Source organism: Pseudomonas sp. BF-B-26, from assembly GCF_019956495.1.
Classification (GTDB): Bacteria; Pseudomonadota; Gammaproteobacteria; order Pseudomonadales; family Pseudomonadaceae; genus Aquipseudomonas.
Genome location: NZ_JAHBDP010000101.1, coordinates 1 through 12,338, shown reverse-complemented (window position 1 = coordinate 12,338; position 12,338 = coordinate 1). Strand labels below are relative to the sequence as shown.

The following is a 12,338-nucleotide window of genomic DNA, read 5'->3' as shown; positions in this document are numbered from 1 at the left end:
GGCCCCACCCGAACTCATCGTGTTAAACGGCAACCGCCGATTCTTCGAGGAAGTCCTGAGCGAAGCGTTGCAGCACGCCGCCGGCCTCATAGATCGACACTTCTTCGGCGGTGTCGAGGCGGCAGGTCACCGGCACTTCGGCGCGTTCGCCGTTCTTGCGGTTGATCACCAGCGTCAGCTCGGCACGCGGGGTGCGCTCGCCGATCACGTCGTAGGTTTCGCTGCCATCGATGCCCAATGTCTTGCGGTCGGTGCCCGGTTTGAATTCCAGCGGCAACACGCCCATGCCCACCAGGTTGGTGCGGTGAATGCGCTCGAAGCCTTCGGCTGCAATCGCTTCCACACCCGCCAGACGCACGCCTTTGGCCGCCCAGTCGCGGGACGAACCCTGACCGTAGTCCGCGCCTGCGATGATGATCAGCGGCTGCTTGCGTTCCATGTAGGTTTCGATGGCTTCCCACATGCGCATCACTTTGCCTTCCGGCTCCACGCGAGCCAGCGAACCCTGTTTGACCTTGCCGTTTTCCTGAACCATTTCATTGAACAGTTTCGGGTTGGCGAAGGTGGCGCGTTGCGCGGTCAAGTGGTCACCGCGGTGCGTTGCGTAAGAGTTGAAGTCCTCTTCCGGCAAGCCCATTTTCGCCAGGTATTCGCCGGCGGCGCTGTCGAGCATGATCGCGTTCGAAGGCGACAGGTGATCGGTGGTGATGTTGTCCGGCAGCACCGCCAGCGGGCGCATGCCCTTGAGCGGACGAGCACCGGCCAGCGCGCCTTCCCAGTACGGCGGACGGCGGATGTAGGTGCTCATCTCGCGCCAGTCGTACAGCGGCGTCACTTTCGGACCGGTGTCTTCGTGGATGGCGAACATCGGAATGTAGACCTGACGGAATTGCTCCGGCTTGACCGACGCTTTCACCACCGCGTCGATTTCTTCGTCGCTCGGCCAGATGTCTTTGAGGCGGATTTCCTTGCCGTCGACCACACCCAGCACATCTTTTTCGATGTCGAAACGGATGGTGCCCGCAATGGCGTAAGCCACGACCAATGGCGGCGAAGCGAGGAACGCATTCTTGGCGTACGGGTGGATCCGGCCATCGAAGTTGCGGTTGCCGGACAGCACAGCGGTGGCGTACAGGTCGCGGTCGATGATCTCTTGCTGAATCACCGGATCCAGCGCGCCGGACATGCCGTTGCAGGTGGTGCAAGCGAAGGCCACGATGCCGAAGCCAAGTTGCTCCAGTTCGGTGGTCAGGCCGGCTTCGTCCAGGTACAGCGCCACGGTTTTCGAACCCGGCGCCAGGGACGATTTGACCCACGGCTTGCGGGTCAATCCGAGCTTGTTGGCATTGCGCGCCAGCAGGCCGGCGGCGATGACGTTGCGCGGGTTGCTGGTGTTGGTGCAACTGGTGATGGCGGCGATGATTACCGCGCCGTCCGGCATCTGGCCCGGCACTTCGGCCCACTGGCCGGAGATACCTTGGGCGGCGAGGTCCGAGGTCGCAACGCGTGCGTGCGGGTTGCTCGGGCCGGCCATGTTGCGCACTACCGAGGACAGGTCAAAGCTCAACCCACGCTCGTATTGCGCATTCTTCAAGCTGTCAGCCCACAGGCCTGTGGTCTTGGCATAGTTCTCGACCAACTGCACCTGCTCGTCTTCACGGCCGGTGAGTTTCAGGTAGTCGATGGTCTGCTGGTCGATGTAGAACATCGCGGCGGTGGCGCCGTATTCCGGGGCCATGTTGGAGATGGTCGCACGGTCGCCCAGGGTCAGCGCGGAGGCGCCTTCGCCGAAGAATTCCAGCCAGGCACCGACGACTTTTTGCTGACGCAGGAACTCGGTCAGCGCCAGCACCATGTCGGTGGCGGTGATGCCCGGTTGCAGTTTGCCGGTCAATTCAACGCCGACGCTTTCCGGCAGACGCATCCACGACGCGCGGCCGAGCATCACGCTTTCCGCTTCCAGGCCGCCGACACCGATGGCGATCACGCCCAGTGCATCGACGTGCGGAGTGTGGCTGTCGGTGCCGACGCACGTGTCGGGGAACGCCACGCCGTCGCGCACCTGGATCACCGGAGACATTTTCTCCAGGTTGATCTGGTGCATGATGCCGTTGCCCGGCGGGATCACATCAACGTTCTTGAAGGCTTTTTTGGTCCAGTTGATGAAGTGGAAACGGTCTTCGTTGCGACGGTCTTCGATGGCGCGGTTCTTCTCGAACGCCTCCGGATCGAAGCCACCGCGCTCGACGGCCAGGGAGTGATCGACGATCAATTGCGTCGGCACCACCGGGTTCACTTGCGCCGGGTCGCCACCTTGCAAAGCGATGGCATCACGCAGGCCGGCGAGGTCGACCAGCGCGGTCTGGCCGAGAATGTCGTGGCACACCACGCGGGCCGGGAACCATGGGAAGTCGAGGTCGCGTTTGCGCTCGATGAATTGCTTCAGGGATTCGGTGAGCGTGGCCGGGTCGCAGCGACGCACCAGGTTTTCCGCCAGCACGCGGGAGGTGTACGGCAGAGTGTCGTAGGCGCCGGGCTGGATGGCCTCGACAGCCGCGCGGACGTCGAAGTAATCCAGATGGCTGCCGGGCAGCGGTTTACGGAATTCAGTATTCATCGTCAGGACTCGGTCACGGTGATTTCAAAGGGAGGCGCCGGGCACTGCTCCTGAAGTTAACTCGGTCAAATGTGGGAGCGGGCTTGCTCGCGAAAGCGGTGTATCAGTCGACATCAATGTTGAATGTCAGTCCGTCTTCGCGAGCAAGCCCGCTCCCACAGTGGTTTCCGGTTCATTCAGCAACCCGCACGGGAGCCCACACCATTCAGCGTTGTTCGATTGGCACGAACTTGCGCTGTTCGACGCCGACGTACTCGGCGCTCGGGCGGATGATGCGGTTGTTGGCACGTTGTTCGAACACGTGCGCCGCCCAGCCGGTCAGGCGCGAGCAGACGAAAATCGGGGTGAACAACTTGGTCGGGATGCCCATGAAGTGGTACGTCGATGCATGGTAGAAGTCGGCGTTCGGGAACAGTTTCTTCTGCTCCCACATGGTTGCGTCGATGGCTTCGGAAACCGGGAACAACACGGTGTCGCCCACTTCCTCGGCGAGTTTTTTCGACCAGCCCTTGATCACCTCGTTGCGCGGATCGTTGTCCTTATAGATCGCGTGACCGAAGCCCATGATCTTGTCCTTGCGCGCAAGCATGCCGAGGGTGCCTTCGACGGCCTCTTGCGGCGAGCTGAAGCGCTCGATCATTTCCATCGCCGCTTCGTTGGCGCCGCCATGCAGCGGACCGCGCAGCGAACCGATGGCCGCCGTGATGCACGAATACATGTCCGACAGGGTCGAGGCGCAAACCCGCGCGGTGAACGTCGAGGCGTTGAATTCGTGCTCCGCGTAGAGGATCAGCGAAACGTTCATCACTTTGACGTGCAACTCGCTCGGCTTCTTGTCGTGCAGCAGGTGCAGGAAGTGGCCGCCGATGGATTGTTCGTCGCTCACGCAGCTGATGCGTTTGCCGTCATGGCTGAAGCGATACCAGTAGCACATGATCGCCGGGAACGCGGCGAGCAAACGGTCGGTCACGTCGTGTTGTTCGCAGAAGTCTTTCTCCGGCTCGATGTTGCCCAGGAACGAGCAACCGGTGCGCATCACGTCCATCGGGTGGGCGTCGGCGGGGATGCGTTCCAGCACTTCTTTCAGCGCTTGCGGCAGGTCGCGCAGCTTGCCCAGTTTGCTGATGTAGGCAGCGAGTTGGGTTTGGGTCGGCAGTTCACCGTAAAGCAGCAGGTAGGCCACTTCTTCGAACTGTGCGTCAGCCGCCAGTTCGCGAACGTCGTAGCCACGATAGGTCAGGCCTGCGCCCGACTGGCCCACGGTGGACAGTGCGGTTTGCCCGGCAACCTGGCCACGGAGCCCGGCGCCACTGAGTACTTTTGCTTCGGCCATTGCTGTCTCCAGTTTTTCTTGAATTTGTTAGGGAAACTTGTAGGAGCGAGCCTGCTCGCGAAGGTGGACGGAACACCTCGGTGCATTAAGGACACCGCGTTATCGTTGGCGTCCATCGCGAGCAGGCTCGCTCCTACAATTACTTCTTCGCGGCAAACAACGCATCGAGCTTCTGCTCGAAGGTGTGGTAATCGATGCGATCGTAAAGCTCCATGCGCGTCTGCATGGTGTCGATCACGTTCTGTTGCGTGCCGTCGCGGCGGATCGCGGTGTAGACGTTTTCGGCGGCTTTGTTCATCGCGCGGAACGCCGACAGCGGGTACAGCACCAGCGACACATCGGCGGCGGCAAGCTGCTCGGTGGTGTACAGCGGCGTCGCGCCGAATTCGGTGATGTTGGCCAGGATCGGCGCTTTCACGCGGCTGGCGAACAGCTTGTACATGTCCAGTTCGGTGATGGCTTCCGGGAAAATCATGTCGGCGCCGGCCTCGATGCACGCGGCGGCACGATCCAAAGCGGATTCCAGACCTTCCACTGCGAGGGCGTCGGTACGGGCCATGATCACGAAGCTGTCATCGGTGCGCGCATCAACAGCTGCCTTGATGCGATCGACCATTTCCTGCAGGGACACGATCTCTTTATTAGGACGATGACCGCAACGCTTGGCGCCCACCTGGTCTTCGATATGAATCGCCGCCGCGCCGAACTTGATCATCGACTTGACGGTGCGCGCAACGTTGAACGCCGAGGAGCCGAAACCGGTGTCCACGTCCACCAACAGCGGCAGGTCGCAAACGTCAGTGATGCGGCGCACGTCGGTCAGCACGTCATCCAGGCCGGTGATGCCCAGGTCCGGCACGCCGAGGGAGCCGGCAGCCACCCCGCCACCCGACAGATAAATAGCCTTGAAACCGGCGCGTTTGGCCAGCAGCGCGTGATTGGCGTTGATCGCGCCGACCACTTGCAGCGGATGTTCGCTGGCGACCGCATCGCGGAATCGCTGGCCTGGAGTGCTCTTGTTGGAACTCATGACTCACCTCGTTCAGTGGCTGTCTGGTTGGCGCCGTCCTGGTAATGACGAGCGATATTGCGCTTGGAGGCGCCGATGTGGCGGCGCATCAACAACTCGGCCAGCTCACCGTCACGGTCGGCGATGGCGTCGAGAATTCGGTGGTGTTCGGCAAAGGCCTGACGCGGACGATTGGGCGTGGTGGAAAACTGGATGCGGTACATGCGCACCAGTTGATAGAGCTCGCCGCAGAGCATCTGCGTCAGGGTGCGGTTGCCGCTGCCCTGGATGATTCGGTAATGGAAGTCGAAATCGCCTTCCTGCTGGTAGTAGCCGACTCCGGCCTGAAACGCCGCATCGCGCTCATGGGTTTCGAGGACCCGGCGCAGTTCGTCGATTTCTTCGAGCGTCATGCGTTCGGCCGCCAGACGGCAGGCCATGCCTTCGAGGGATTCGCGGATTTCGTAGAGTTCCAGCAGCTCGGCATGGCTCAACGAAACCACCCGCGCCCCGACGTGCGGCACGCGAACCAGCAGGCGCTGGCCTTCCAGACGGTGGATCGCCTCACGCAACGGCCCGCGGCTGATGCCATAGGTGCGCGCCAGTTCCGGCTCGGAGATCTTGCTGCCCGGGGCGATCTCGCCCTTGACGATGGCCGCCTGAATGCGCCGGAAGACGTTCTCGGAAAGTGTCTCTGAATCGTCTTGGGCAATGACCGGGGGATCGAGTTGATCCAGCATATTGTCGACACCTTGTAAGCGGATGCCGCAAAAACTAGCGAATACAGGCCGAATAGTCAAAGAGAAAATCGGTATTGTCGACAATCGTCTAATAACCGGCCGCACCATAACAAAGCAGCACAGCGGTTTATAGCCGCCCGCCAGCGCTGGCGCCATAAAACCACCGTGCTAGAATGCCGGCCGCATTTGTTTGTGACATCTGCACTGCCTGTCATAAGCAGTTGATAGGCATACGAGGGAGCTTGCGCAGCAATGCCAGGGTCTTGAATAGAAGTACGGACCGCTGCGCACCAGGATTTATGAGACTCAAGCCCTTCCCCACCTTCCTTTATCTTCTTTGCCTGCCAGGTTTCGCCGCGGCGGGGGAAAAGACTGTCTACGGCCTCAACGAGTACGCCTCCCTGGACGGCATCAACCTGGAAGTCGCCGCCAAACTCGACACCGGGGCGAAAACCGCTTCCCTGAGTGCCCGTGACATCAAACGTTTCAAACGCAATGGCGAATCCTGGGTGCGCTTCTATTTGGCCATCGACGCTGCGCATTCGCATCCGATCGAACGGCCACTGGCCCGCGTCAGCAAGATCAAGCGCAGGGCCGGCGACTACGACCCGGAAGAAGGCAAGAAATACACCGCCCGTCCGGTGATCGAGCTGAATATCTGCATGGGTTCGGCTTTACGCAGTATCGAAGTGAACTTGACCGACCGCAGCGCCTTCCAATACCCGCTCCTGATCGGCTCCGAAGCGCTGAAACGCTTCGATGCGCTGGTCGACCCCAGTCTTAAATACGCTGCTGGCAAACCCGCCTGCGCCACCGACGCTCATACCGCAGAGTAATTCCAATGCGCTCTCTTACCCTTCACCTGAAATTCCTGATCGCCATCCTGGTGGTGCTGGGTATTTCAGTCACGGCCTATCAGATCTTCGTGCTCGGCATCCCCGTGACCGAAGACGCCACCGACGACTTGTGGAACATCGACGCCAAAGTCGAGTTCGTCGCCAGCACCAAGGACCCGGTCAAGATCCAGATGTTCGTGCCACCGCTGAGCCGTGATTACGTCAGCCTCAACGAGAGCTTCATTTCCAATAACTACGGCGTGGCCGTGAACCGTGCCGACGGCAACCGCAAAGTCACCTGGTCGGCACGTCGGGCCAAAGGCAATCAAACGCTTTATTACCGCCTGGTGCTGACCAAGCGCTACACCGGTGAAAAATCCAAGGTCAAAGGGCCGACCTTCCGTGACAGCATCGCCGTCGAAGGCGCGGAAAAAGTCGCCGCCGAAGCCCTGCTCGCACCGATCCGCCAACACTCAGCCGACGTCGAAACCTTCATCGGCGAAGCCATCAAGCGTGTCAACAATCTCAACGACGACAATGTGAAGCTGTTGCTGGGCGGCGATCCGTCCCCCGGGCACAAGGCGAAAATCGTCGAGCTGGTGCTGTCCATCGCGCACGTGCCAGTAGAAAAGGTCCACACCATTCGTCTGGTGGCCGACCAACCGCAAACGCCGGAACTGTGGTTGCGCAGTTTCAACGGCACCGACTGGCTGTACTTCAACCCGGAAACAGGTGAACAGGGCCTGCCGACCGATCGCCTGTTGTGGTGGACCGGCGACGACAACCTGATCACCGTCGATGGCGGCAAGAAGGCCAACGTGACCTTCAGCCTGAACAACAGCGAAATGAACGCGATTCGCCTGGCCAAGCTGACCGACGAAAACACCGACGCCAACTTCCTCGAATACTCGCTGTACGGCCTGCCGCTGGAAACCCAGCAGACCTTCATGATCATGGTGATGATCCCGATCGGTGTGCTGGTGATTTTGATCCTGCGCAACCTGATCGGCATTCAGACCCTCGGCACCTTTACCCCGGTGCTGATCGCCCTGGCGTTCCGGGAAACCCAGCTCGGCTTCGGTATCGTGCTGTTTACGATCATCACGGCGCTGGGCCTGTCGCTGCGCTCCTACCTTGAACACTTGAAGCTGCAAATGCTGCCGAGGCTGTCGGTGGTGCTGACTTTCGTGGTGGTGCTGATCGCGGCGATCAGCCTCTTCAGCCATAAACTCGGTCTGGAACGCGGGTTGTCGGTGGCGCTGTTCCCGATGGTGATTCTGACCATGACCATCGAACGCCTGTCGATTACCTGGGAAGAACGCGGCTCCGGCCATGCCATGAAAGTGGCGATCGGTACGCTGTTCGCCGCGTCGCTGGCGCACCTGATCATGAGCGTTCCAGAGCTGGTTTACTTCGTGTTCACCTTCCCGGCGACACTGTTGATCCTGGTGGGGTTCATGTTGGCCATGGGTCGCTATCGCGGCTACCGCCTGACCGAACTGGTGCGTTTCAAGGCCTTCCTGAAGAAGGCTGACGCCTGATGTTCGGCTTCTGGAAAACCTGGAAGGCCCTGGAAGCCCGGGGCATCATGGGGATCAATCGGCGTAACGCGGACTACGTGCTCAAGTACAACAAGCGCAGTCTGTACCCGATTGTCGATGACAAGATCATCACCAAGGAACGCGCCATCGCCGCCGGCATTCATGTGCCGGAACTGTACGGCGTGATCTCTACCGAAAAAGAAATCGACAACCTCGGCGAGATCATCGGCGGGCGCAACGACTTCGTGATCAAACCGGCCCAGGGCGCGGGCGGTGACGGCATCATTGTGGTTGCCGACCGGTTCGAGGGGCGCTATCGCACAGTCTCCGGCAAGATCATGGACCATGAGGAACTCGAGCACCATATCTCGAGCATCCTCACCGGCCTGTATTCCCTGGGCGGGCACCGCGACCGCGCGCTGATCGAATACCGGGTGATCCCGGACCAGATTTTCAAAAGCATCAGCTATGAAGGCGTGCCGGACATCCGCATCATCGTGCTCATGGGTTACCCGGTGATGGCCATGCTGCGCTTGCCGACGCGCCAGTCCGGCGGCAAGGCCAACCTGCACCAGGGCGCCATCGGCGTCGGTGTCGACCTCGCGACCGGGCAGACGTTGCGCGGCACCTGGCTGAACAACATCATCAACAAACACCCAGACACCACCAACGCGGTGGATGGCGTGCAACTGCCCTACTGGGACGGCTTCATGAAACTTGCCGCCGGCTGCTATGAGCTGTGCGGGCTGGGTTACATCGGTGTCGACATGGTGCTGGACCAGGAAAAAGGGCCGCTGATTCTTGAGCTCAACGCCCGGCCTGGGCTGAACATTCAGATTGCCAATGATTGCGGGCTGACATTGCGCACCCACGCGGTTGAAGCGCGGCTGGAAGAGTTGAAGGCTCGCGGGGTTGTTGAGACGGTGCGGGAACGAGTTGAGTTTGTTCAGGAGATGTTTGGGCATATTCCGGCGGTTGAGGGCTGATCCAAAACCGAGTCGCCCCCTTCGCGAGCAAGCCCGCTCCCACAGGGGAATGCATTCCAAATGTGGGAGCGGGCTTGCTCGCGAAGACTGACTCCCAATCACCACCGCCCTCAACCCTGTCTCCAATCTAGCAATCCCCGACATCCCCTCTAGGAGCAATTCCCCGAGAAGACTACAATCGCCACCCCCGCCTCGATGGCTGATCTGCCCCGCCCATGTTGACCTGTTCCGTACACCCGCTCCCCTATTGCGCCAACCCCGCCGAGTACTTCGCGGCGATTCGTCATGCCCCTGGTGCCGTGCTGCTCGACAGTGGTCGGCCGAGCGCCGAGCGTGGACGTTATGACCTGCTCAGTGCCTGGCCGCTGGAGCAAATAGCCGTATTGCCTGACGAAAGCGGCAGCGATTTCCTGCAACGCCTTCGCGACAATCTGACACGACTCGGTGAAGCGGCTGTTCCTTACGATTTGCCCTTCGCTGGCGGCCTCATCGGTTACCTGAGCTACGACTTCGGTCGGCATCTGGAAAACCTGCCGAGTCAGGCGCAGGATGATCTGCAATTGCCCGACGCACATTTCGGGCTGTATGACTGGGCACTGATCAGCGATCACCAACTGAGTACAAGTCAGCTGGTATTCCACCCGTCGCTGATCGACAGCGAACGTCAGCGTCTGATCACGCTATTCAGTGAGCCCACGGCTGAAGCAGTCGAGCCTTTCAAGTTGAAAGCCCCGATGAAAGCCGACCTGAGCGCTGACGAGTATCGCCACGCGCTGGAACGCATTCAGCAGTACATCCAGGCCGGCGACTGTTACCAGGTCAATTTCGCCCAGCGTTTCCGCGCTCAGTGCCAGGGCGATCCATGGACCGCGTATTGCGCGCTGCGGGCGGCATGTCCGACGCCGTTTTCCGGTTTTCAGAGCCTGCCCGACGGCGGTGCAGTGTTGAGCCTGTCGCCAGAACGCTTCGTCAAAGTCAGCGAACGCCATGTGGAAACCCGCCCGATCAAAGGCACCCGCCCTCGCGGACTGACCGCTGCCGAAGATGCGGCAAACGCCGCCGAACTGCTGGCCAGCCCCAAGGACCGCGCGGAAAACCTGATGATCGTCGACCTGCTGCGCAATGACCTCGGCCGTACTTGCCGTATTGGGTCGGTGCGGGTGCCGGAGTTGTTCAGCCTGGAAAGCTACCCGAACGTGCATCACCTGGTGAGCAGCGTGACCGGAGAACTGGCGGATGACCGGGACGCCCTGGACCTGATCGCTGGCAGCTTCCCTGGCGGCTCGATTACCGGGGCACCAAAAATTCGCGCAATGCAAATCATCGACGAGCTGGAACCGACCCGGCGCGGGTTGTACTGCGGGTCTTTGCTGTATCTGGACGTGCGTGGCGAAATGGACAGTTCGATCGCGATTCGCAGCTTGTTGGTGAAAGATGGGCAGGTGTGTTGCTGGGGCGGTGGCGGGATCGTCGCGGACTCGGAGTGGCAGGCCGAGTATCAGGAATCGATTACCAAGGTGAAGGTGTTGCTCGATACCCTGCAAAACCTCTAAAAGCATCGCGGGCAAGCCCGCTCCCACAAGTTTTGTGTTGATCGCACAATTGTGGTTCGACACAAAACCTGTGGGAGCGTGGCTTGCCCGCGATGAGGCCCTATTTGATGACTACAAACTCAAGGCCCTGTTGGAAGCCTTGATGAATTCCTGCTTCAGCTCCTCAAAGCTGTGCACCGCCGGGAATTGCGGAAACTCGCGAATCACATTGTCCGGCGCATGGAACAGAATCCCCGCATCCGCCTCACCCAACATCGTGGTGTCGTTGTAGGAATCCCCCGCCGCGATCACTCGGTAGTAAAGGCTCTTGAACGCCAAAACCGACTGACGCTTGGGATCTTTCTGACGCAATTGATAGCTCGTCACCCGACCGGAATCGTCAGTAATCAGACGATGGCAGAGCAAGGTCGGGAAGCCCAGTTGACGCATCAACGGCTGGGAGAACTCGTAGAACGTGTCCGACAGAATCACCACCTGAAAGCGCTCACGCAGCCAGCTGACGAACTCGATGGCGCCGTCCAGCGGCTGGAGCGTGGCGATCACTTCCTGGATGTCGGTGAGTTTCAAGCCGTGCTCGTCGAGAATCCGCAGACGCTGCTTCATCAGCACGTCGTAGTCGGGGATGTCCCGGGTGGTAGCCCTCAGAGACTCGATCCCGGTTTTTTCGGCGAAGGCGATCCAGATTTCCGGGACCAGTACACCTTCAAGATCCAGACAGGCAATTTCCACAAGACACTCCCATTTGTATTGATTATTGAGTCGAGCGAGCAAAAGGACTGCCGAACTCTAGCGACTCAGGCAAGCCTGCGCAACGCAGAGGGCGCGCCAGGTGCCGTAGGTTTTTGTTACCATCAGGGCCATATAGAGCGCCCAGCGCCACCGACCTGTAGGAAGCCGCCCTGATGAGCCCAACGTTCGACGTCGTGGAACTCGCCACGACCTATGCCAACAAATCCGCCCAGGACATCCTGAAACTCGCGTTCGCCGAGTTTGGCGATGACCTGTGGATATCTTTCAGCGGCGCCGAAGACGTGGTGCTGGTAGACATGGCCTGGAAGCTGAACAAGAACGTCAAAGTGTTCAGCCTCGACACTGGCCGCTTGCACCCCGAGACCTACCGCTTCATCGATCAGGTGCGCGAACACTACAAGATCGACATCGAACTGGTGTCGCCGGACTACACCAAGCTAGAACCTTTCGTGAAGGAAAAAGGCCTGTTCAGTTTCTACAAGGACGGCCATGGCGAATGCTGCGGCATCCGCAAGATCGAGCCACTGCGTCGCAAGCTCTCGGGAGTGAAGGCCTGGGCCACCGGCCAGCGTCGGGATCAGAGCCCTGGCACTCGCAGCGCCGTCGCGGTGCTGGAAATCGACACCGCGTTCTCCACCCCGGAACGCACCCTGTACAAATTCAACCCGCTGGCACAAATGACCAGTGAAGAGATCTGGGGCTATATCCGCATGCTGGAGCTGCCGTACAACAGCCTGCACGAACGCGGGTTCATCAGCATCGGCTGCGAACCCTGCACCCGTCCGGTGTTGCCGAACCAGCACGAGCGCGAAGGTCGTTGGTGGTGGGAAGAAGCGACGCAGAAAGAATGCGGGCTGCATGCGGGCAATATCATCAGCAAATCCAAGGAATAACCCCCCGGTCTTGTCAGATCCAAATGTGGGAGCGGGCTTGCTCGCGAAGCGGCCTTCACATTCGACATCCATGTTGAATG

General features: G+C 60.2%; 10 protein-coding genes. 5 read left to right on the top strand and 5 right to left on the bottom strand.

Annotation, left to right across the window (positions count from 1 at the left end; all coding sequences use genetic code 11):
• Positions 1-22 precede the first annotated feature (22 nt).
• The 4 genes from acnD to KGB03_RS22985 form a co-directional block, all read right to left on the bottom strand.
• Positions 23-2,617 (bottom strand): Fe/S-dependent 2-methylisocitrate dehydratase AcnD, encoded by a 2,595-nt coding sequence (acnD, locus tag KGB03_RS23000; RefSeq protein WP_223529142.1) that lies wholly within the window; start codon positions 2,615-2,617, stop codon positions 23-25.
• 205 nt (positions 2,618-2,822) lie between these two features.
• Positions 2,823-3,950: a 2-methylcitrate synthase gene (gene prpC, locus KGB03_RS22995; RefSeq protein ID WP_111450650.1), complete on the bottom strand. Its 1,128-nt coding sequence runs from the start codon at positions 3,948-3,950 to the stop codon at positions 2,823-2,825.
• Positions 3,951-4,089: 139 nt separating this feature from the next.
• On the bottom strand, positions 4,090-4,980 hold the full coding sequence (gene prpB / locus KGB03_RS22990; RefSeq protein WP_008146328.1) for a methylisocitrate lyase: 891 nt from the start codon (positions 4,978-4,980) through the stop codon (positions 4,090-4,092).
• A complete protein-coding gene (locus tag KGB03_RS22985) occupies positions 4,977-5,696 on the bottom strand; it encodes a GntR family transcriptional regulator (protein ID WP_177327884.1) in 720 nt (239 codons plus the stop codon). The genes prpB and KGB03_RS22985 overlap by 4 nt, the downstream gene beginning before the upstream one ends.
• Positions 5,697-5,998: 302 nt before the next feature.
• Here KGB03_RS22985 and KGB03_RS22980 point away from each other — a divergent pair, with 302 nt between their 5' ends.
• The 4 genes from KGB03_RS22980 (at position 5,999) to pabB (ending at position 10,615) form a co-directional block, all read left to right on the top strand.
• The gene (locus KGB03_RS22980; RefSeq protein WP_074874996.1) at positions 5,999-6,535 is read left to right on the top strand and encodes an ATP-dependent zinc protease; all 537 of its coding nucleotides are present in this window, start codon (positions 5,999-6,001) and stop codon (positions 6,533-6,535) included.
• A 5-nt stretch (positions 6,536-6,540) separates the two neighbouring features.
• Positions 6,541-8,076, top strand: coding sequence for an inactive transglutaminase family protein (locus tag KGB03_RS22975; RefSeq protein ID WP_218537330.1), 1,536 nt, complete (start codon positions 6,541-6,543; stop codon positions 8,074-8,076).
• Positions 8,076-9,062 carry an alpha-L-glutamate ligase-like protein gene (locus KGB03_RS22970; protein WP_192407048.1) on the top strand — a complete coding sequence of 329 codons (987 nt, stop codon included), beginning with the start codon at positions 8,076-8,078 and terminating at the stop codon, positions 9,060-9,062. Before KGB03_RS22975 ends, KGB03_RS22970 begins: the two co-directional genes overlap by 1 nt.
• A gap of 215 nt (positions 9,063-9,277) precedes the next feature.
• Positions 9,278-10,615 (top strand): aminodeoxychorismate synthase component I, encoded by a 1,338-nt coding sequence (gene pabB, locus KGB03_RS22965; protein WP_223529139.1) that lies wholly within the window; start codon positions 9,278-9,280, stop codon positions 10,613-10,615.
• Positions 10,616-10,726: 111 nt separating this feature from the next.
• Here the strand turns inward: pabB and thrH are convergent, their stop codons facing one another.
• The gene (gene thrH / locus KGB03_RS22960) at positions 10,727-11,344 is read right to left on the bottom strand and encodes a bifunctional phosphoserine phosphatase/homoserine phosphotransferase ThrH (RefSeq protein ID WP_192407043.1); all 618 of its coding nucleotides are present in this window, start codon (positions 11,342-11,344) and stop codon (positions 10,727-10,729) included.
• Positions 11,345-11,517: 173 nt separating this feature from the next.
• Between thrH and KGB03_RS22955 the strand changes: the two genes are divergently transcribed.
• Entirely contained in the window at positions 11,518-12,258 is a 741-nt protein-coding gene (locus KGB03_RS22955) for a phosphoadenylyl-sulfate reductase (protein ID WP_192407042.1), read from the top strand.
• The last annotated feature ends 80 nt before the right edge of the window (positions 12,259-12,338 follow it).